Below are 22,986 nucleotides of genomic sequence, written 5' to 3'. Positions count from 1 at the left end.
ATTTTCACCATAGTCCTAGCCCCTGGTAACGCTGCCGTTTCGCCACCAACTCGACAGAGTTATTTGATATGCGCAATGCGTGCTTTAAATACCCTACCGCGGCGGGGTAGTCACGCACTTGCTCACAAACCTGGATCAAGCGGATTAAAACGTGAGGCTTACTTGGGCACTTTCTATTGATTCTCTCAAGCGCTTCGCGCGCCTCGGAAAAATTAGCCTCCAAGCCAAACAAGGTCGCACGCAAAAAATCAAGCTCTAACGATTCTCCATCCTGTCTCGCGGCATCTTGAATGAGACCTTTCGCAAAATTTGTTTTACGAAGCGTAAGGAATGCCTTAATGCCAAGCAACCGGATCAGCTTTTGATCGTCGTCATGCAAGTCGCCTTTGTACTCTCGATGGAATACTTCTTCAAACTCGAAAAGCCTGTTTGCGCGATAGAGGGCATTAAGCTGTTGCAGCAACGCAGCGGAATCGTGGGTACGGGCGAACTCCTCTTCCGCAACTCTTGCCGCCTTTAGGTAGTCTTTTGTCTCCAGAGACTCGACAACTGCCGTCGACCAATCAACCGAAGCCTGCCCGCCAAATGGCGTTATGGAATACTGAGGCGCGTCTAATTGTTGCTGCCTCGCCAGCTCAAAAGCACTGCGAAGCGAAGCAATATCGTGATATCGAGCGGAGGGGACCTTTTCCATGCACCTAAGGATTAAGGCGTCAACCATGGGTACGATGTTGGCGTTGATTTCGCTGGGGCGCTTAAATGGCGCATGACGACGCACTTGAGATGGCGTGTCGTGAGGGAGCTGTCCCGTTAGCAGTTGGTACAAGAGAACGCCGAGACTGTAGATGTCGCCTCTTAGCAAGTCATCAAAAGTCCCCTTACGTGAAACACTGTCGGAAAACTCTGGCGCAGCGTACAGAACAGTGCCACCGTTCTCTCTAGTTCGAACATAAATTTCTTCGGGCAGCGCGGAGCTCCCGAAATCAGTCAACTTCACCAAATCTCCCGCACCCACGAGAATATTGTGCGGCTTGATATCGCCGTGTGAGATAGGTGTCGTCAAGGTCGCCAAAAAACCAACAGCGTCGAGCACCTGCTCGTAGATGTCGAACAGGCGCTCAAACGTGTTTCCAAAATTCTGACTTCTCTGCTCAAGCTTTTGGGCAAGACTTTGGCTCGGGAAGTATTCCATTTCGATGAAGAACCATTCGTTCTCCGGTGGAATCCTCCCCATATCGCAAATCCGAACAATATTGGGATGTGGATCTATTGCTAGTAACTCTTTCCCTTCAGCCAGCAGACGATCATCCTTTGTCAGATCTTTAGGAATCTTCACTGCGACGATGGTACTGTCCGATAGCCTCTCCGCCCGCCAAACCCAACCATGACTGCCGTCACCGAGGCATTCAAGCAAGAGATACCTATCCCCTAAGCGCTTATTAGTTCCCGGCAGAAAGTGTGCGGATTTTATATTCACAACAACCTCTCACAGCGCATCTGTTTTAGAAGCAGCGTTCCACTGCACTCAATCTCAAAAATAAACCGGCTGAAAAGAACTGCTGTATTTCTAAGTGGCGGCACCTGCGCACCAACCGACGATTTGAAACCTTGCCGACATCGCTGTGCAAACACTTCTTTATTTGGCGCGGAAACAACTCCTTTGTTCCATGCCGAAAGGATTAGCACAGAAGGGGCATCACCCCATCTCATCGAGGCCTCCAGTAAATTACAAAGCTTCTCGTCAATCTTCTTTTGTCCCCGATCGGTACCATCAAACCGTTCAAACTCAATCAAGACATCAGGTGTGCGTTGCGTTCGACTAAACCAAGTTGAGTCAGCCCGAATGTCTGCCCCATGCGTCATCGGCACCGGACATTCCGACACCGCCATAAAGCCAAGCTTAGATCCAAGCTCATTCCAGGCACTGCAACCCAAGCTGTGCACCATTACATCCTCGTCACGAACGCCCCAACCCGACAGCATGGGATAGCTGCGATCGACAAACTCCAGAGTGGACATTGCAGAACAAATGCGCTCTGGAAGGTCAGTCACCAAAACTCCCCCAAACGCGCAGCACTTCAGGAGACTCACCACCGTGTATCAGTGCCTTGCCACCAACTTTAACTAGTAGAGATGCCGGAATAGATCGGCCACAGACCAAGGCCTCACCCGTTGATAAGTTTGGCAACTCATCCAGGTCGGCCTTACTTACCATGTCAGATGCTTTTGCAATAAATCGCTGGTCATCCGGGTTCTTCAGACGCATGGTGATCAAGGTATTGCACTGCGACGTCACGTCAGCATCGAGCTTCGATGGGCGCTGGCTAACGATGGCGAAACCAACACCGAACTTGCGACCTTCGCCGGCAATTTTCTTGATGATTCGATGGCTGACGGCATTTCCACCCGCTGGCGCGAAATTATGTCCTTCCTCATAAACCAGGAAACAAGGGCGTAGAGGATCTGTTTTGCTGGAGGCTGCGCGCAAGATTTCACTGGAAAGCAGTGCGCAGATTACCTGTTTGGCCGTATCACTCAGTCCTTGCAGATCGATCACAACGAGTCGCCCTTGCTTATTCGAAGGACGCCCGATCATTTTGTAGATGTCGGTTGGAGCGGACATGGCAGCAGAGTAAAAGCTTTGCGCTTCGTTGAGCACCCGCGACAGCTTCATCGATGTCACAGCGGCACTGCGTCCATTCAATGCTTTGCCTTCTGCCTCGGAAAGGTCATCCCACTCACGCAACTCTTCGATACCATCTCCGAGAAGATGTCGAAGGCGATTGATGTCCCGCGGCTCGGTCTTGTCAGCTGTCCGCCAATAGCGCAACGCAACATCAAGCACCCTCTGTTGGGGTTCGGTCAGCCCGGGCAGAATTTCTGCCACATCATCCATTTCAAAGTGATCGAACTGCAGCGCAAGCTGGACGTTTTTGCCTGCGTACTTGTGTTTGAACGATTCATTTTGTGGCGTGTAAACATGGATGCCTGCACCGGCTTCCTGCAATCGTTCCAAGGTATCGCGAATTTTGGGTAGTGCCGCACGATCGCGTCCGTCTTCGCTCTCCGCTAGACCTCCCGAGAAATTCAATTGCCCCTTCGCCAAGGCCTTTCCATACTCACCATGCGGATCAAAAACAACTACGGTTCCGTTGTTCAACGCTACCAATCGTTCAATGATGCGGCCAACGGTGTAGGACTTTCCCGATCCCGTCATCGCGAGTACGGCCATATGCTCAGTGACCAGTTTGTTTACGTCTAAAAAGACCGGCACCGTGTTATCGCCGCGCTCATAGCCAACCAGATTACCCAGGTGCAAACTGGTGTGTTCGTTAAACTCGTAGAAGTCGCTTAGAAATTGGAAATCCACTGTTTCAACGGCAGCACCTGGGTCTAGCGGGCGGCGTGGAATTTTTATCTGGCGAGAAACCGGATCGCGATAGCCGACCAGTTCGACATTTGCGTATAGGTTCTCGCCTGTGACACTGGCCCCGGGGAGCAACTCAAGTTCAGTTACTCCATCACCAAATCCAGCGTTGAACAGTATATTGGTCCGGGAAATCCTGGTGACTCGTCCAAGCACCGGCACCACGCTTTCATCCGCGCGCTCCTGATGCATGATGCGGACAAACTCTCCACGACGAACGGAAAAGGAATTCTGAACCACCATAGTCAGCTGTGCCGCGTCGCCGGTGTTACCGACCAGCTTTCCAAGTACCTTGTGTTTCATGATTCAAACCCCTCATCGAGACCGGATAACCACGTGCTTTCCACGTCGTTACTCCGCAATGCTTCATTTAGCCCCTGCCGGTAGTAGGCAGAGAACTTTTCGAGAATATTGAGTTGCTGCCGACTGAGTAGCTGCGGTAGTGGCATGGCTTTTTTCTGACTTTGCATGTCCAAAATCATCAGCCGAGATGCCACAGTATCTAACAAGGCGGAATCCCAGTCCGACTCTTCGCCGGCCAATTGAGCCATCTTTATTTGACTTGCACGCGCACTGCGGAAGTGAAAGCCGATAACGCCTTGGCTTACTTCACTAGCAGGTTCCATCCGAGAGCGATTTTCAGTCATCCGAAAAGCAATAGTTCGGGTGAAGTTGCCCAATATTCCATTAATAAAACGCGTATCACCAATGCCGCTCAGTCGAGCCTCTAGGCCTTCGAGCATGGCGGCCGATTCCGGTGCAAAACCATCGTTGATCAAAATGTGCTTGCGGCCGTCTTCAGTTCGTAAGTCCTGACGAGCGATACTGACAATGGCAGAGAATCGCTCAGCCAGAATGCTAACGAGCACAGGACCTTCCGGATTCCATGGAAATAAAGCTTTCCGGTTTTTCTGCCAAAATTGTTCAATTACATCTCTGGTCTTTTCAAACTCGGCCCAGTGCCGTGCATTCCGCTTCAGAGGCACCATTTCCCGGTCAATGAACAACGGGGTGTCGATCAAAATCAAGTTGGCAAAACCACCCTGTTTTAACAGTCGCTCGACAAGGGCATAGCAGTGCCTCATCTCCACCAAGTCCAAGCGCTTTCTCTGAGCTTCGAAATCTATGTCGTCTAACTCTGATACTGAATCGGACCCAGCTGTGCCGACCTTATTGTCCTGGATGGTGAGATCTGTCCGCACAGCTGCGGATGCGTAGATAAATCCCCCCAGAGCACGGTGAATGCATGAGTGACTCGCAATGCCTGAAACTGTGAGGTTGACGACAGCTGGCCGCTTGACCCCCTTAATTAAGCCGGCATCCCGAAACATGGGAGCCACATGTTCAATATCACGAATCTGTTTGAGCAAACGCCCAGCACTGCCCGGCAATCCCAGCTGACTATCAATAGCCAATGCTTGCGCAAGAGTTTTTGCTTTCATTGGCTAGGCCTCATTTCTCAAGCTTTCGGCAAATGCCCAGTATCTACACCCCATCAGATAGACCAATCCCTGCTCAGTTAATCCATGGTCATTGATCAGCCCGGCATTTTTAAGGCGAACCATGCTTTCCGGAAAATCGAAGCTGGCCAAGTTCAACAGCGGCACGGCATATGCCTTCAACCTGCTTAGCACGCCCTCGGCTGTCGCGACATTGAATCCGTAGCAGCATACCAACACGGTGACATCCTCCGGGGGTATCGCATCAGTTCCTTGGGGCTTTATTTCTTCGGCACTAACAGAGGGCAGCCCACAATGCCGCTCAATATTGGCCAGAAAGTCATGAACCAACGACGCCTGATCCAACAAACTGATGGACCAAAGCGGTAGCGTTGTGGCAGCGATCAGGCCGCTATTTGAATGCGCCTTCCAATAGCGTGTATGACCGGTCAGCTCCCCCGGCGTCATCTCCCCTGTAAAAGCGCCATCTATCCCGCGCAGATTGAACGCCACCTCGCCCTCTAGCATGCTCGTAAGCGATGCCTGTTTGGCCGCTAGTGAATTGGACCGTGCCAACTCAACCACCCAGTCCAGAAAATGAAAAATACTCCCTTCCTTGTATGGCGGGAGCAGCAGCAACGAACAACCGGGTTGGCGTACCCAGGCAGCACACTCCTCCTGAGTCTCTCTTGATGCTTGCAAAGCTTCGCCTGTCATCAACACAAAACCGGTCTTCGGTAAGCCAAGCTGAGACGACTGGGAGATTCCCAGCAAGCTGGCCAAGAAACGCCCTCTGCGGTGTGCCTGCAATTCCGGAGTCAAATAAAGCTTCACGAATTTCCCCCGAAATAGAGCTTCATTTTCAGGATGCCCTTGGCTACCAAAGCCTCTTGAGCGACTTGTGACAGTACCGGGCTTTTGCCCTCGGCTATCGCCTTCACCAAATCTTTCCAGCCCGCGAAGTCAAGGCCTGTCCCGCTTAGCAACTGAGTCGCTTTGGCTTCCCACTGCGATTGCTGCACATCTATCGTCACATGCAGGTCATGCAAGGAAAGTGGAGATACGTAGCTCAGGCTAATTGCCGCTGGTGCAGCTTCGTTGCAAGCACTGAACAATGGCATCAGCACTGGAAGGAAGCGCTCATTGGTCTGACTAACCAAGGTTTCGCGATGCAGCAGGATCGTGTTTTCAATCTTAGTGATGGCACCGCCAATAACATTCAATTGAGTTTGAATTGGATTCAATAAACGATCCGGAACATCACGGATGGTGCTGAACTGACCCTTGCGTGCTTGCTCCCGAAACTTCTCACGTTCACTTTTGGCCATCTCGGCCAAGTCTTCAAACGCATCGCCAATCAAAATCAATTTTTGTGCAAGTGTTGCAAGGTCTTGGGCGTTTTCTGGCGTTGCATAGTCTGCTGGCATGGGCTCCAAAACACGTGCAGCCGCTACACATCGTGTTTGCAATTCCGCGAGGTACCCGGTGATCTCAACAAATTTTTTCTTGCCCGCTCGATAGCTACTGGCAATGCAGCCAAGGTTATCGGCCAGTCCCAAAGCCGTTCCATTGTCGATATTGACGCCCGCTTCCTCGGCGAGCAGGCGCAGGCGATCCGCCGCCTTGTCCAGTTGAAGTGAGCGCAGGTAATGAAGCAAGGTGTCTGAGCTCGCAGTACCCTCTGCCGCCGCAGTGCCGCTGGCGTTGTGTTGCTGCAAAGCCCCATCAAGAATGTTGGTCACCGTCTGTAGCGACAGGGTGAATAAGCTACGCGGGAACAAAGCCAGATGCTTAGCCTCAGCTTCGATGTCGGTGATCAGATGATCGATGCCTTGTTTGATTTGGGATGCCGCCTTCTCCACGTAATCTGCGAACAGCCGGGCCTTTTCGATGCGCTGATAGAGCGATTTGCTCTTATCGTCGAGGCGCAGGGTATTGATATTGCCCAAGGTGATATCGGGCACGTGCTCCGGTTTAACACCCGCAACGCGCTGCAGCACTTCAAAGCGCCCGGCAAGCAAAGTGGGCATCTTGCGAGCAATAGCAGACAAATCATCGGTGCCTTGCAAAGCGAGCGCTTCTTCGCCGAGCTTCAGCGCGTCAAAGGCGGAGCGGGCCGCTTTGAGCAATTCGTGCGCTTCGACCGTTTCAGTGCCGGTGGGTGACTTGCCCAAGGGTGCGAAGAGCCCAGGGATGCGGTCATAGCCGAAAACACGTTCCAACTTGGCAACCACAGCCTTGTAGCCGTCAGCACCGTTGCCGTTAAACCAGTTCTGCGCCTCGTTGATGGCGTTATCCAGCTTGGCCCGTGGCAGACTTTCCCATTTGGCTGTTGCGGCCGTGGCATCTTGCAGCTGCAACAAATGCAACTCCCCGCACCACCACATCCAGTCATCGAACACGTTCTTGGCAGTTACGTTGGCATGTTGCAAGTAGCCCCAGTACCAGTCGCGCTTGGCCTTCTCCAGTGTCCATTCCTGTGTGCTGGCAGGGTTTGCTATATGTGCCAAGAAGAAGGGGAACTTGGCTTGCGCCTGCTGAGGGTTGGCCAAATCGCTAAACAAGCCTGCGTGCTCATCCTTCGTAAAACCCAGGCTGAGCAGCTTGCTTGGCAAGGCCAGGCGCTGCATCAGCGATGCCACTTCTTCGGCATCAATGCCGTGCGTGGTTTCCAGATCATTCAGACCAGAAAGGGTCGGCTCCTTGAACCCAAACAAAGTCCAGGACTGCAGCAGCAGATCGCGATCTTGCGCGTTGATCTTGCCGGTTGGCTTGAGCGGCCAAGCAATCAAGCCGCGCTCATTCAAGCGGGCACGCCATTGATGGATCGCTTGATAGGCAAAGTCACGCAGGGCGTTGAGCTTGTTCTTGAACTTGCTGGTCAGTCGCGCCTCATCCAGTACCAAGCCCTTGCACTGCTCGGCCAACAGGCCGATGCGCTCCAACTGGTCCACTTCGCTAGGGTTCAGGTAATAAAGCAATAGATCGTCTTTGAGCTCTTCTTCTACATCGCCCCGGTTGTACTGCTCCATCAAGTGGGTGGAAGCCGTGAAAGCCATCACCGGGAAGCGCCCTTCATCGGTATGGCGCATTGCCGCCAAATGATGCAGGCGCTCAAGCTCCTCACGGTTGTTCACCCAGGCAAACCACGCCAGATTATCCGGGTGCAGCTTCAACCCCTCGCAATACAACAAGCCACCACGCTGACCTGCGCCTTGCCCACGCGGGCTAGTTTGAATGTAGAGATTCTCTTTGTTGGAGCGGCCGGTCTGTGCGTACTGCCAGTTCTTGTCCAGTAAACGCATCAAACCCATCAGACGTGCCGTCCAGCGCAGGCCCGGGTTGTGGCCGCTGGCCTGTAAGAAGGTCTTCACCGCGGCTTCGTGCACAGCCGCATCCGCCGGGTCTCGGAAGATCATCGAATTGTGTTGCTGGTTGCGGTAGCGCAAGTCCAATCGCAGCAACATGGCCACGCTAGGACCAATATGCGTGGCCTCTTCATTCGGAATGAACTGGTCCCCACCAATCAGCTTTTGCCACAGCGCGTCGGCGGCAAATTCCACCGCAGGGTGGTCGTAGAGCAAACTCAATAGATGCTTGAACTCCCCGCGCGACAGCGGCATCAGCAGCACATCCTTCTCGGCCTCATTGATGGCAAAGGTACGCAGGTTTTGCAGCAAGGCAGTGAGGCTGAGTGCCTGCTCGACAGCGGGGTACAGCCATTCGTCCTTTTCTCGTTTGAACTTGGCCTCTTCCAGCGCCTGGCGGCATTGGAACGCGTCAAAAGGCATCTTGCGATACAGGCTGGCGACTGGTTCGCCATCCTCATTGGTCAGCTGCAACAGCTCTTTGCAGCGCACGGATGAGGCATCCAGTGATACAGGCAGTTGGCCGTACAGCAACGACTGCGCGATGGCGCGCAGATCGTGATCACCAGTCTTGATGCCCTCGATGGCGTGCTTGTCCAGCACATGTTCAGCGACACGGCCAGAGCTATCTACCACCGCATCGAACAGCACGCCCATATCGGTGACTTGCTTACCCACTGCCGCGTACTGAGCCAACACCGCATCCACATTGGCCATGATCACGTTGAACCAACCAAAGTTGGCTCCGCTCATGGCATAGGCGGCTTCAACCAGCCCTGTAGGGTAGTCGTGTGCCAACTTGCGCTCGACCTTAAGCTGGGCCACATAGTCAGACACATCGGCAAAGGCGTTGTGCTCCAGCTCCACCAGCTCAAAACGGCGAGCGACGGATTGAATCTCCCGCAACTGCTGGCCCAGCAAGGGCGAGCACAAAGCCACATAACGCAGCCAAGGCAGCTTGCGTCGCGGGTCCTCCTCCTTGATGGCTTTGCCAATCAGGCGGATGGCTTGGCCATCGAGGCGCTTGGCGTCGTCTTGCTCCAATCCAAAGGTGGCCGCCTCGGCCACGGTTTCCAGCTCGTCCAGCACTACCAGCACATAGCCGATGCCAAATTTTTCCAGATAGCTGTAGGCAGCCTGCACCAGGCGCACGACCAAGCCTTCTTCCTCGTAGAGTGCCTCCTCAGAATGGGCCTGATCCAACTCCAGGCATTGCGCCAGCTGCTGCGGGTCGAAGCCTGCCGGATTCAAACGATGCAGCGCCTGCTCGGCAATCTTGCTTTGAATCGAACCATCAAACTTGCCGGTCGCCAGCGGCAACAGCGCCCTGTAAAGCCCAAAACCAAACCAGTTGTCTGAGTTCTGGTAGTCGGAAGCCACTTGCGAATAGCGGATATACAGTGCCAGGTACTTATCTTGCGTGGCCTGATCAAACAGCTTTTTATCTTCCAACTGCGCGCCGTCTTCGCGCACAAACCAGCCTTTGGAGCAATCATTGATCTGGGCGATCAGCTCATGCCCCAGGCGCGATTTACCGCGCCCCCATTCCGCCTCCACCGCAAAAACATGGGCAAAGTTGTCCGCCTCCTGATCCACAGTGTGGATGAAGGTGCGATAGCGTTTGAAGAAGCGACTCTGGCCAACCAAGGGATCACGCGGCGGATAATCGGAAACACCGGTGGCTGCCCAGCTATGGAGACGGGCCAGGTCGACAATATCGGCGGCGGTAAGCTGATCGTTTTTATTCATGCAATAGGTTCCCCCTGAACCAAGTACGCCGCCTCCGGTTCGCGGACGGAACGGTGTTGATAGACCTGTTTGTGCTCCTGATACAGTGCCTCGGCAGCCAGGCGTGCGGCCTGCCATAGCAACTTGCCGGTACGATTGAACACACGGCTCGCGGGCAGGCTATAGCACTGATCAGAGAACTGCGGATGAATCTGGTACTGGCCCAATTGGCTACTGGCCCCATCCTGATAACGCCAGATCGCGTACCTGAGCAACAAACCCACCAGCGGCGAAAGTTGCGCATTCAACTCTGCTGCTGTGGACTGCTGCGGAAAGCACGCAACTCCCAACCTTGCCAGCATGCCCAGCAGCAGGTCGGCCAGTGTGCCACAGCGCACCTCGTCGCCCTCAGTGCCAATCACCGTGACGGCAATTTCAGCGGGAGCAAATGCGTTCTGGCCTGCTGGTAGTTCCAGCAGCAAACCACCACGGCTCTCAGCCCGCCAGGCATCCTGCGCAAAGGCGAGCATGGCCAGCAGCAGCGCCCAGGGCTGGGCTAACACCCAGCGCATCACGGTCTGGCCTTCGATGATGACGCGCGAAATGCCACCCGCCAAAAGCACTTGCTCGGCGGCCTTTGTGGTTGCGGTTTCAGGTTTTTGATCGTGCGTGGTAGCCTCAAGCACAAAGGGCAAAGCCAACAGCCTTCCCTTGACCCAGTTCTGCTGCGCATCGACGCCACTGGCATCCACCTTGGGCAAGGGAGGGAGCGCATCCTGGAACGCAGCCAACTGAGCGGCGACAGCCAGAGTCCGCACCAGTGCCGGCGTTGCAGCCGCCTGCTCAAAGCCCACGCCCAGCAATTCCCGCTCAATCGCAGCGTAGGGGCTGGCAGTGAGTAGCGCGCTTTCCAAGGCCGCTTCCACCCAAGTAGCGGCTGGCCCCAGGCCGGATATCAACTCGACCAGCGGTGCAGTGTTGTTGCCCTGAGCTGCCGATTGACTAGCCATCTGCCCCGCCTCTTTACAGCGTGCAGCGGCAATCACCAACCACGCATGGCGCAGCTCGATGTGCTGCGCCAACAAGGCACAGAGCAGCTCAGCGTCAGACGCCAAGGCAGGGCGCACGGCCAGTAGGCGCCGGCTGATGATCCAACCTGCGCTGGTCCCTAGACGACCCTGCATCCCCTTTCCATTGCTTTGGTCGCCAGCGTCTTCCGCCGCTAGCGGATGGGCCAGGTTGCTCAACAGCGCCGAGTCGTCACGCTCATTGGCAACGGCAGCCATGAAGCCTGTCGTGAGCAAGGCTCGCAAACGTGGGATCAAGGCAACTAACCTGGCATGGGGGCTTGCCATCAATCCCCCTCAGCTTGCACGAGCAAGCAGTACAGCTCGTCCAGATCGTTAAACAGTGTAGACCCTTGGCCATCGATACCATTAGTATTCAATCGGCTCAGAATAAAGCGATCCAGTCGGTCGTTGCCCGCTTGCAGTGCCTTTTCGGCGGTGAGCAATTCAGCTTCGGTGAGTTGGCCTTCGATCAGGGCTTCGACGAGAAGTTTGGCGGCAACTGTAAGTTCACTAGCTAAGAAATAGGCTGATTGGGCTATTTCGAGCGCTTGCCCAAGAGTTTCTTGCTCGTCTAAGACGGGCACAACCAAGTCATACACGTCGTACTGATCAATACGGGGATGTGTTGCCCCGGTTGCCAATGGGCGAAGCTGCTTTAAGGCTAGCTCTGATTTTAATACGCCGTAGAGATACCATCCCGAATAGTGGTCTCGTGGCGTAATACATAAAAGCTCCGTAGAGCCAACAGCCCCTACGAAGCGCTTAGGAATGTAGGAAATCTTGTTCAAATATGGACGTAATTTGGAAATTACAGGTCCCTCACCCAATAAACGGCAGGTACCCGATATTTCAGCCTTTTCCACCGTTGATGGTTTGAGCTGACAGGTAGCAGATGATATTGCGTCCAGTCCGATGTAGGTCGCATCTGGTTTATAACTACTTGATGTTGGGCCAGAAATGTCCGCCAGTTTGCTAAAGCGCTTCCCGCCAAGACCCAAAAGGTAATGCTGAACCCGTAGGCGTTCCTCGTCGAAGGCTCCTGGATTGAGCGTATAGGAAATATCGGCAACCGGCGCTCTAGAGTACTTCTTGCCTGCCCCCTTATTCTCAAAAGCCTCTGACACCGCCTTCTTAAGGTTTAATTCAAACTTCGCCTCAAGCGCCTTCGCCCAAGCCCGAAGCCGCTCCGCTTGGCGGATTTTGTCCCCGATGTATTTTTGTGCAAGCTCAGCTGGCGTGTATAACGTAATACCTTTGATGTGCTCATTCGATAGATTGAGCTGCCCCGTCGATCCTGAAACGCCTGCCTCGAGAAGGCGATGCCCCCAATAGGTATTGAGGAACGCGCAAGTGTAATGACTATCGACGGCATCCGTTCGGACAATGAACAAATGGTCGTTGGTGTAAACCTCTTTTTCGGACAGGAAAATTGAGGCACGGCCAATTGTTCCTGAGCCAGATCGGGTGATAACAATATCGCCCATTTGTAGCCGTTGTCCGGCGACTTCGTCTTTGCTCGCCTGTTTGATGTAACTCAGTTCCTCCAATGAAACGATCATCTCATTGGTGTTCTTCGGCTTAATGCAAAGTAGTCCCGCATCTTCCGCGTAGGAAGGTGATTTACCTTGTCTGATTGGTCGTTTACAAACGCTTTGCAGGAATACCCAGGGTAGTGATTTTATCTTTTCTTTAGCCTCCGTGATTCCTGGGCGATATGTTTGTGCCGTCAGAAAATCCTGGATCTTGTCTGGAGCAACCCGGTTTATATGAAAGGTTTCTCGCAAGGTATCAACAGACATCACTCACCCCGCTTATAAGCGCCAACAATCTTGTCGAGGTCATTTGGCACGCCCACAGAGTAATCTTCGATATTGTTCTTCACCACATAGCCCAGCGTTTCTGCCACCGCCATGAATACATCGCCTTGCGGCTCAGGTAGGAACTGCTCGGGGCGCTCCTTGCTGGCGTGGCGTTTCTGAAGGTACAGCACGGAGGTCTTGGCACCGGTGCCGGAGAGTTTGAAGGTGTCCGCCGGGAGGGAGAGCACCGCTTTGACGATGGCCTTGCCGCCCACAAACTGGCCAGTTTTTTCGTCCTTGGTCCCCATGATGTATTCGCGGACATAGCGGTCGCCGGAGTTACACAGCACACCATCTGGCAACACGATTAGCAGGCGGCCACCGGGGCGTAGCAGCTGCAGACAACGGTCGATAAAGAGCACGGCAGGGTCGATGGTGGCGCCCACCGGCTTCCAGTTGCCTTTGCCATCGGGCTTGCTGCCTAGCGCCAAACCGCTGGTGGTGGGGACCAGATTGTAGACGGCCTTTTTACCGGTGGAAAAATTGCGCAAGTCGGTGCGATAGCCTGGCCACTTGGGGCTGCCATCTTTGTCCAGGTAGAGACCGCCTGTGTCTTGCCAGGTTTTTTTGATGTAATCGTAATAAGCAACGTACTCGGATTCGAGTTCAGCGGGTCGGAAGCCACCAAGGATCTGTTCCATTTCTGCTTCATAGTGCTGCTTGGCCTCCTGCTCCTTGGCGCCAAATTTTGGTGTGCCAAACGGTGGGTTGGTGCAAATCAGGTCGAAGCTATTGGGTTTGAGAAGCTTGGTCGTGAGCGAGTTGGCCCAGAAAATCTTGGCTTTTGGTGCGCCTTGTAATGCCATATTGACGCGTGCCAGCGTCACCATGTTTTCTGCTGAGTCAGAACCGACGAAGCTGTTGGCCAGCAATTCCTCGATCATCTGATCTTTTTGACTGTCTGAAACACCACCCAACCTGCTGATCAAATTCTTGAGATGGCTGAGTGCAACAGAGCCAAAGCCATAGGAACCGCAGGTAGGGTCGCAGTAGCGAAACTGCCCGGAGGTTAGTCTCTCCATGATCTCGTTGTCATTGGCAATGTCATGCATGGCTATTTCGAGCATGGCTTGCTTGACAGGGTTAGGCGTCAGGTACTGGCCCAGCCCACCTTTCGACTCGAATTTAGCGCGTAGGAAAACATCGAACACACGCCCCAGCAGATCCCCTGGCATATCCCGCAAAGATCCACACTCTTTGACGACCTGGCCTTGGTTGTTAGTGACTTGGCCAAGATCTTGAAAAACTCGCAGCAAGGTTTCGTAGTTTTTCCAGTTGCTCAGATGCAGGTCTTTGTTTTTACCAACAAAAATTGGCTCTTGCGTCCCGTCCTCCAACGTTATGACGTAGTCTGGATGGTCACGAAACTCTGCAAACGCAGATTTGATCTGTTCAACTGCCAAGTCCTGATGCTTGGCGACATAGGAATAATTGAAAACCTCCTGAAAGCTCAGGTTTTTTCCTTCGTGCTTAAACGTAAGGGCTGGGTCATGACGCACCCGAAAGGTTTCAAGGAAAAGGATTTTTGAGACTTCGGAGATGATGTCGTTCTTGTTGCCAATACCTCGATCTTTATCAATCTGATAGACACGCTCGTGGAAGTTATCCAAGCCCTTCATGAGGCGGGTATAGGTCTTCATTGCCCAACGGAAGGTCGGGACCTTTTCCAGCTGTTTGTGCTCCCTGATCAACTCTAGTGGTGGCACCGAGTCGACCGAGTGGGTACCTGCGCCACCAAACAAACTGAAGTGAGCGACATTACTGTCATCTTGAAGATGCGCAAAAATCGGCCACTCGTCCCCATTGACACTTGCAAGTAGGTCATAGGCAAGCAGATCAAGTTCGTCCTCTTTGGAATAATTCCAATGGCCTTTATCAAGAGCTATCAACAAGATTGACGGTGTTCGATTACCTTCCACTGAGCCCCAGATCAAGCCTGCTTTCACGAAATCGTGATCGCTATTCAGCGGGGTGTGCTCGGTGTAATCGTTGTATTTGGTGCGAATGGCTTGGTAGCGTTGATCCAGTGTTTGTTCGGTTGCCATGGGTTCTTCTGTCCTGTGTATCCGTTAAGCCAGCTTGAGTAGCGGGCCTTTTAATTCGATTCGAGCATCTTGTTGTGCTGCACTGCGCAGCATCGGCTCGGTGACCACCCAGCCTGTCGAAAATTTGCTGATGAGCTGGGCCAAGGGCATGGGGCGGTCGGCCTTTTGCAATAGCGCCACCATTTCGTCGGCCAGGCTGGAGGCGGCATCGCCTGGGCCAGCATTGAGAGACCACGCTAGTTCACCACTGGGCAATTCACAGCGTTGCAAGGACGGCGTACAGGCCAGCCATAGACTCAACTGCGCACGACTCCATCCCAGCTGATGCCATTGCGTGCCATGGTCCACCCACAACTGGTCCAGTGTGACAGGGCCGGATTTCATGCCCTGCCGAACGACGCCTAAAAGATCAAAGCGAGTCATGCAGCCCCTCCGCCGATTGGGTGGGATGTCGGGGCTCGATAACCTGGGGCAAGCGTTGCATTTGCAACGCCATAAAGCGCCAGATGGTCCTTTAGCCAGAGCCGGTACTCATGCCCACGCAGACTGTGGTCAGGAGAGCAGTCCACACTCCATCTACGCAGAATGTATCCGGCTGTTGCGGCACGCAGCTTCATCCGCAGAACGCCGCCCTGCATGCTGTAGTCCATCTCGGTGATTTCTGGTCGAGGTTGATCCGGGTGTGGTACCAACTCCAGCTCGACGACTCGAGTCCATTGAATGTCTTGGTCGTTTCTCTCGTGCGGTGCTACCGACAGTCCCTTGAGCACGGCAGGGCTTTTGATACGGGTTATGACGAAATCCCGGAACTCCTGAGATTTTCGGTCGAAGGCGCGAACGTGCCAGCGGAGGCCGTTATCGATCAATGCGAACGGGATAATCTCTCGCTCAGTGTGGCCACTGGAGATGGAGTGGTACTCAATGCCAAGCGGGCATTGCTGGTGAATTGCCCGGGTCACGCTCGCCAGCACATCCAGATCTGGGTAGGTGAGGCAAGACGGACGCTCGCTGATCACCCAGGCGCTGATATGCATGGGCTCGCCGTCGCCGAAACCTTGAGTCAGCCACGACATTACTCGCCCTGGGGGAAAATCAAAGACCGGCCGGAAAGTCGTGCCCAGACCGTAAGCCTTTGCTTTGGTGTCGTAGTCGATGTTGCCGGGAGCGATCTCTTTGTACAGAGCCAAGTCCCGTGTGGCGGCGGCAGATTGGATGCCAAACCGCGACACTAAGCCCTGACGGCGAATCTCCCCGATGAAGCGTATGCTCAACTCCACAAACGCGAGACGGTCGCGTTGCGGTTGGGTCAAGTCGGCAAGTTGTGTTATTGACATCCTGACTAGCTCATCCAGCTCGGCAATTGTTGGTTCAGCTTAGTGCGAAGGCATGTTAGTCACCCAATGGATCTAGTGTCGAGTCTTAATAATGCATATATTCGATGCATTGTGATTACCATTGCGTGACTGGAATAGGCTAGATCATCCTCTTGCGGGGAGCCTGGGAGACGCGGTGAGTACCAGTCAGGGACAGGATGGGGAAAGAAATGGATCAATTGGCCAGACCGCACATCAGCGGCTCGTACACCGCGAACCTGCTTGGAAACATCAGAAGCCACCTGGCGGGACTTCAAGGCTATGACGTCATGGCCCTTGAACTCATTCAGAACGCAGACGACGCGAAAGCGGAGTCGGTGGTTTTTGACGTCACCGATCAGGGACTCGTTGTATTCAATAGCGGTCAGTTCACCTACTGTGGCGGCCTGGACAGGCCGTGCGCCTTTCTTGCCGAAGGTAGCTATAAGTGTGACTACCACCGAATCACGGATGTCGGCAGCGGTGGAAAGCTCACTCGTGGTGAGAACATTGGCCGCTTTGGTATCGGCTTCGTCTCGACCTATCAGGTCACGGACCACCCAGAGATCCGATCCGCTGGGATCAAACTGACATTGCACCCCGAAAAAGGGCAATGGTTCATCGAACCACTCCAGCAGCCCGAGGGCACCACTTTCTTCTTGCCCTGGGCAGACGACCCGAATACTGATGCACGCTTGGCGCTCGGGGTGTCACACGTCAGCACCGCACACATTGATCAACTCGTAGACGATTTTCAAAAGGTCCTGCGCAAAAGCTTGCTGTTCCTGAGGCATGTTCGGACTGCAGAGCTGCGGCGAAATGGCGAACTGCTGTTGGCTTGCGATCTGGAGCGCGGGGACGGGTCTGATCTGATCATTAGTTTTCGCCCGAGTGGTGAGGTGGAGCAGTGGCACATCTTGCGGGCTGATGCTGCGGAGTCTGCGGCTCGTCTGTATGCCTCACACCCCCGACTTGAGTCCCTTGGTCGAGGCACCAAGATCAGCATTGGCTTGAGGATCGATCCCGAGCCGCTCGCCGAGGGACTGCTCTACGCGTTCCTGCCAACCGAACAGTCGACCGGTCTGCCTCTGCATATCAATGCAGACTTCTTTCCAGAGTCTGATCGAAAGGCCGTGATTTTTGCTGGGCACCAGCATGAACAGGCCTGGAATGAGATGCTCATTGATGTCGCGGCAACAGAGCTGGCCAGAGACCCCGAGGGTCTTCTCAGGATGCTCGGCGACGTTCAGTGTTGGCAGATCATGGCGCGAACGTTTGATTTGTCGAGACCGTCAAATCACCCGGCTTGCTTCAAGCGGTTTTGGGAGCGGATGCTGGCCACAGCCACTCAAGCTCGCATTGCTCCTGCACAGGATGGGGGGGTTCACGTTCCCAGCGGCGTATTCTTCCCTGATAAAGCACTGAACTCTGCTCAAGTCAGTGTATTGAAGGAAGTTGGCGGGCAAGTCATCACCGAGGATTTGCGGCCGTTCAGAACGGCAGTCAATCAGTTGGGCGCCCCATTTCTGACGTTTGAACGCCTTGTTGGGCTGCTTGAACAAGCCATGTCACCACAGGCGGCTGGCGCACTACAGGTGGAAGAAGAACGCCTTGGGGGCTTCTATCGTCCGCTATGGGGAATGATTAACGAGTTGTTCCCAGAGGCAATAACGCCCCCTCCAGCTACGAAGGCAGCCATTCAGCGGTTGCAGGCAATTCCCTTTGTTGTCACGGAAGACCTGTACGCCGTTACAATCACTCAATCCTTTGTCGCGCCCGCTGCGCTGGAAGTTGGGCGGGTAGCGTCGCTACTGCCAAGGCTGGCTATTGCATCGCGCCACGTCTTCGGATTCCCCAAGATCGCACGACAAATTCGACAACTTGAGCTCGGTGCCGTTGTCCGCCACATCGGCTCATTGTGCGCCACCGATGCCATCGAGGATGTCATCGGCGTTGAGCAAGAAGAGTTGCGTGACCTGTATGCGATGTTTGCTGATCTGGATCGCTACGGCGATGTTGACGCAGCGGTGTATCAGTCTCTTCGAAATCTGCCAATCTGGTTTTCAAGCCGAGGTCTGATCAAAGCGTCACAAGCGCTATTGCCGGGGAATTTCACCGATCCTACTGGCCAGGCCGATCTTCTAGAAACCTCTGTTCTATCTGCTTCCGCGAGAGAGTTCGTGTCGAGCAAACTCGGCGTTCAGACGCAGACTATTGAAGCGTTCGTACAAAATGTCTTGCCGAGATTCTTCAATGAGAAAGGACCTCTGGATGCATCTAAATACGCCCGCCTTATTGGCGAAATAGCCAACTATCCGGCGCTCGTGAATGATGAAAGAATCCGCCGGCTATTGGGGGCACTGCCGATCATTCCCACGCAGGACGGGAATTGGTCACACCCCACGAAAACCTACAGACGCACCGATGATTTGGTGAAGGTTCTTGGCGATGCTACGAGTCTTTGGGTCGACACCAGTCGTGTGCCAAACACCCGGTCGGTCCATTCTTTCATTGAGAGCATTGGACTTCGTCGCTCCCCCATGGCAGAGCATCTGGTTGAGCGGATGCTTTTCATCGCAGAAAAATTCCTGCCGACCGAAGATGCAAAAAGAGCCAGCAGCGAGGCCTTCTATGTCCTGTGCGACCGGTTCGATGAATGGAAGGAACAGTCGTTTTTTCAGGACGCCATAAACAGTCTCAAAAGATCGGCATGCTTCCCCGCGATTGATGACGGCGAGGACTGGTATTCCGCGAACTCTCTGTATGCGCCTTACCGTGCCGAAGCCTTCTCATCACAAGCGTCAGTGCTCGATTTTCGGAATATGGCAAGACTCAATCGGGACTTGCTGAAGAAACTGAACGTTGCGCTGGAGCCAGAAACTTCGCTGGTCATCAATCACCTTCGGCATTGCGTAGCAAAAAAATCACCAGCACCTTTCACCACGTATCAGATACTCAACGAGAGATCGAAAGACGAAGGCTCTTCCATTTCGACGCTGTCTGGGGAACCGTTCATCTACATCGAAAGCCAGAAGAGCTATGTGAGATCCAATCAGCTTTTCTGGATGCCTCAGCAGCTTGGGCGCTATGCGTTCACCATTCCAGGCAACCTCGAAGCGTTCAAGCCCTTGTTCAATGCGATAGGGGTAAAGAATGCCCCCGAAGGTCGGGACTACGTCGACATCCTGCTGGACATCGTTGCTGAGTATTTCGAGCAATCGAAGCCCGTTACAGGGGTAGATCGATCTGTTTACGAAGCCTGCCTTATCGGCATCGCAGCCTCAGATGAGCGCGAAGAACTGGGCGCCTTGGACATTCAAAGGCTGCAAGACGCGCCGACGATACTTAACTTAATCGGACAGCCAACGCACCCTGACGAGGTGCTTCTTCAAGACAGTGAGTGGCACGCAGGTTTCTTCAACGGGGAGCTTGACCTGACACTGTGCAAACCTGCTCCCGAGCTGTGGCCAATCCTTGAGAAGATCGGCGTTAGGCGGCTCAGTGAGAGCGCTGAGGTCGCACTTGAGTTCGTTGATGGTCAAAAGGCAGAGGAGCCGCAGCTTGCCGAGAAGCTGATGGAGCGTATCGGCATCCTTACCCGATTGCTTCACGACAAACCGACCACAGTCCAGAAGAAGATTCGAGAAGCAATTTGGAAGCTGAAAGCCATAAGCCACGAAGTTGTCCGTGTTCAATCGTCTGTTCGCGTCGTTGGGGATGGAAACGCAGCTCCGCCTAGATTGTCAGAACCTAAACGCACCCAAGCGTTTTATGACATAGAGAAGCAGCAGTTAATCGTAGAGCGGCCAGTTGTTGATCGGAGTTGGCCGCATGTTTTGAATGCCATCTTCCACCAGTTGATGCCGGAAGAGTCAGGCAATGAAATACTCAAACTCACCGGCATGGCGGGACCACGCATGCGGATGTCAGTCGAGGAGGCTCATCAAGATCTAACAGACTCGGGTTTTCCGCATCTCGAAGCAGAGGAGGACTCCAGCCCAGAAGATGATTTGACCTCGTCGAGTTTGGATGATTTGGGAGGCACGACAGAGCCGGGGGGCCAGCCAGAGAGCAAACCGGATGGCGCGTCAGTTGATGTGACAAAAGGTGGAGAGCGCGCACCGAATCGGCCTGGTACGAGTCAGCCGACAGGTGATCCGAATGCTCCTCCCAAGAATGTGCCGCCGCCCAATAAAAGGCGGCCTCAGACCGGTTCTAACGGCGCACGAGAAATGGATGTACCTGATGGTGACCGGGCTAATGGGCACGACCACAGAACCGATTCGCCGATTGGCAGCGCCGAGCGTGCTAAGAGACCGCGTCCAAAGCACAAGGAGCAATGGGATCGACGACTGCTTTCTTATGTTCGAAGAAGGCATGTGGATTTTCCCGATGCGGACGAGCAGGAAGGTTCGTCTGAACACAACCTTGCAGTTGAAGTTGTAGCTCGAGCAGCTGTCTGCGCCTATGAGAGGTCCCGGGGACGCGTCGCTGAACAGATGGCCCAAACCCACCCGGGCTACGACATCATCAGCCGAAATCCATTGACAGGCGAAGACCGTTTCATCGAGGTAAAGGGCGTCAACGGCGAGTGGAATCAGACAGGCGTGGGTTTGTCCAGGCTGCAGTTCAGCAACGCCCAAGACTACGGTGATCGCTACTGGTTGTACGTGGTTGAGTTTGTTTCTGACCCTGAGCACACCCGCGTTCACGCCATTCGTAGTCCTGCCACGCAGGTGACATCGTTCATGTTCGACGGCAACTGGCGCGATGCTGTTGCAGAGGAGCGCGATGACCCAGCACTTGCATTTATCGCGGGAGCAAGGGTCAAACACCAGCACTTTGGCATTGGGCGAATTGAATCAATGGATTTACGAGGTTCAACTCGTGTGATGTCCATTGAGTTTGAGACCAGCGGTCGACGCACGGTCACTTTAAATCTGCAGACGATGACGGTGGTTGAAGATACCGATGACAATGATAATTCCTGAGCTGACCGACGCCCAATTGGCGGAATTGCCATCCCAGGCGGAGGCGAAGGTCTATCGCGCGCTCAGGGACGGGCTTTCTCGAGACTTTGTTGTCTTCTTCCAGGTAGGGTGGATCTTGCGCCGAGAGGAAGAGCAAACGAAAGATGGCGAAACCGACTTCGTCATCTGCCACCCGGATCTCGGGTACGTTTGCGTTGAAGTTAAGGGCGGCGGTGTCGGGTTCGATTCCAGCAGCGGGGACTGGTTTTCCGTTGACAGGCACCGTCATAAACACGCAATCAACAACCCAGTCAGTCAAGCGCTGAAAGCCAAGTATTCGATCCGGTCCAAGCTGAGTGAACATCAGCGATGGCGGGATCTGTCCCTCGCCAACGTCCTCAGAGGCCATGCGGTGTTCTTTCCAGATGTTGGCGATGCGAATGCGCTCAGTCGCCCCGATATGCCAACCGCGCTGATCGGATGCGCCAAAGATCTTCATGACGCCAAAGCTTGGGTCGATGCCGTGTTTGCCTATTGGGGCAACAACGCATCGGGATTCACCCCCATGGGCAGGCGCGGTGTTGATGTCTTCCGCGAAGTGTTCGCTCGATCATTCGAGGTCGCTCCGCTGATGTCTTCTCAATTAGCCGACCAGGAAGCGCGACGACTGATTCTCACGAAGGACCAGATTCGCGTGCTCGACTTCTTGCGTTCCCACCGAAGAGTTTCCGTTAGCGGTGGCGCGGGTACGGGCAAGACCGTCTTGGCGCTTGAAAAGGCACGTCGCCTTGCGTCCGAGGGGTTCAGAACGCTGCTCACTTGTTATAACCGGCAGCTCGCAGATCATCTTTCAAGCCTTTGCTCGGGTACCCAAAACCTCGATGTGATGAGTTTCCATCAGCTGTGCCACCGTCAAGTCGAGACAGCCAACCGTGCATCTGGACGAGACCTTGTTGCTGAGGCAAAGGTCACCTATCCGGGCAAGGATCTCTACGAGGTACAACTACCTAATGCGCTCGGATACTCCCTCGAAATTCTTCCGGATCGGTACGATGCCATCGTCTGCGATGAGGGTCAGGATTTCCGTGAGGAATTCTGGGTGCCGCTTGAGCTGCTTCTAACTGACTACGACACTAGTCCGCTGTATGTGTTCTACGACGACAACCAGAATTTGTATGCCCGCGCAGGGACTTTTCCAATCCGCGAGGAAGCATTCTCACTGACCACGAATTGCCGCAACACGGCACCTATTCACGAAGCTGCCTACAAGCACTACAAGGGCATTCCGGTGAGTCCACCTGATATCCAGGGTGACGATGTTCAGTTTGATGAGTCGCCAAACCGAGACGCTCAAGCTGGGAAGATCAATGCCCGCATCGTCGACTTGATAGCGAGGCAGGGCATCTCGCCAAGTGATATCACGGTGTTGGTGGCTGACGCCTTGCACAAAGCCGAGTACTACGCGGCCTTGCGAAGACTTCCGTTGCCAAAGCTGGCAACTTGGCTTGAAGAGGGCGTCAGAGGCAAGACCACGGTCCTGATCGACACCATTCAACGGTTCAAGGGACTCGAGTCGCCGATCGTTATCTTGTGGGGTTTGGACACCATCGATTTGTCACAGCGAAAAGAGCTGCTGTATGTGGGGATGAGTCGTGCCAAATCGTTGCTGTTAATCGTAGGGCGGAATACAACGTGCGTAGCGCTCAAAGCAGTGATAAATAGTTAATA

At 54.1% G+C, this 22,986-nt stretch carries 13 protein-coding genes; 2 read left to right on the top strand and 11 right to left on the bottom strand.

Annotated features, from left to right (window positions below):
- Positions 1-4: 4 nt before the first annotated feature.
- The 11 genes from HU773_RS04500 to HU773_RS04450 form a co-directional block, all read right to left on the bottom strand.
- Positions 5-1,477, bottom strand: coding sequence for a serine/threonine-protein kinase (locus HU773_RS04500; protein WP_186625343.1), 1,473 nt, complete (start codon positions 1,475-1,477; stop codon positions 5-7).
- Entirely contained in the window at positions 1,474-2,052 is a 579-nt protein-coding gene (locus HU773_RS04495; protein ID WP_202883624.1) for a hypothetical protein, read from the bottom strand. Before HU773_RS04495 ends, HU773_RS04500 begins: the two co-directional genes overlap by 4 nt.
- Entirely contained in the window at positions 2,045-3,730 is a 1,686-nt protein-coding gene (locus tag HU773_RS04490; protein WP_186625341.1) for an ATP-binding protein, read from the bottom strand. Before HU773_RS04490 ends, HU773_RS04495 begins: the two co-directional genes overlap by 8 nt.
- Entirely contained in the window at positions 3,727-4,869 is a 1,143-nt protein-coding gene (locus tag HU773_RS04485; RefSeq protein ID WP_186625339.1) for a hypothetical protein, read from the bottom strand. The genes HU773_RS04490 and HU773_RS04485 overlap by 4 nt, the downstream gene beginning before the upstream one ends.
- Before the next feature lie 3 nt (positions 4,870-4,872).
- Complete coding sequence (locus HU773_RS04480; RefSeq protein ID WP_186625337.1) at positions 4,873-5,700, bottom strand: hypothetical protein; 828 nt, start codon at positions 5,698-5,700, stop codon at positions 4,873-4,875.
- On the bottom strand, positions 5,697-9,983 hold the full coding sequence (locus tag HU773_RS04475; protein WP_186625335.1) for a hypothetical protein: 4,287 nt from the start codon (positions 9,981-9,983) through the stop codon (positions 5,697-5,699). Before HU773_RS04475 ends, HU773_RS04480 begins: the two co-directional genes overlap by 4 nt.
- Positions 9,980-11,248, bottom strand: a complete 1,269-nt coding sequence (locus tag HU773_RS04470) for a hypothetical protein (RefSeq protein ID WP_186625333.1) — start codon at positions 11,246-11,248, stop codon at positions 9,980-9,982. Before HU773_RS04470 ends, HU773_RS04475 begins: the two co-directional genes overlap by 4 nt.
- 68 nt (positions 11,249-11,316) lie before the next feature.
- Entirely contained in the window at positions 11,317-12,831 is a 1,515-nt protein-coding gene (locus HU773_RS04465; RefSeq protein ID WP_186625331.1) for a restriction endonuclease subunit S domain-containing protein, read from the bottom strand.
- The gene (locus HU773_RS04460; RefSeq protein ID WP_186625329.1) at positions 12,831-14,936 is read right to left on the bottom strand and encodes an HsdM family class I SAM-dependent methyltransferase; all 2,106 of its coding nucleotides are present in this window, start codon (positions 14,934-14,936) and stop codon (positions 12,831-12,833) included. The genes HU773_RS04465 and HU773_RS04460 overlap by 1 nt, the downstream gene beginning before the upstream one ends.
- Positions 14,937-14,960: 24 nt before the next feature.
- Positions 14,961-15,359 (bottom strand): hypothetical protein, encoded by a 399-nt coding sequence (locus tag HU773_RS04455; protein WP_186625369.1) that lies wholly within the window; start codon positions 15,357-15,359, stop codon positions 14,961-14,963.
- Positions 15,356-16,270, bottom strand: a complete 915-nt coding sequence (locus HU773_RS04450; RefSeq protein ID WP_186625328.1) for a WYL domain-containing protein — start codon at positions 16,268-16,270, stop codon at positions 15,356-15,358. The genes HU773_RS04455 and HU773_RS04450 overlap by 4 nt, the downstream gene beginning before the upstream one ends.
- Before the next feature lie 209 nt (positions 16,271-16,479).
- Here HU773_RS04450 and HU773_RS04445 point away from each other — a divergent pair, with 209 nt between their 5' ends.
- Entirely contained in the window at positions 16,480-21,279 is a 4,800-nt protein-coding gene (locus HU773_RS04445; RefSeq protein WP_225923838.1) for a protein NO VEIN domain-containing protein, read from the top strand.
- The gene (locus HU773_RS04440; protein WP_186625324.1) at positions 21,260-22,984 is read left to right on the top strand and encodes a DEAD/DEAH box helicase; all 1,725 of its coding nucleotides are present in this window, start codon (positions 21,260-21,262) and stop codon (positions 22,982-22,984) included. The genes HU773_RS04445 and HU773_RS04440 overlap by 20 nt, the downstream gene beginning before the upstream one ends.
- The last annotated feature ends 2 nt before the right edge of the window (positions 22,985-22,986 follow it).

This window comes from Pseudomonas shahriarae, assembly GCF_014268455.2.
Taxonomy (GTDB): domain Bacteria; phylum Pseudomonadota; class Gammaproteobacteria; order Pseudomonadales; family Pseudomonadaceae; genus Aquipseudomonas; species Aquipseudomonas shahriarae.
This window is presented reverse-complemented; position numbering and strand designations above follow the sequence as displayed.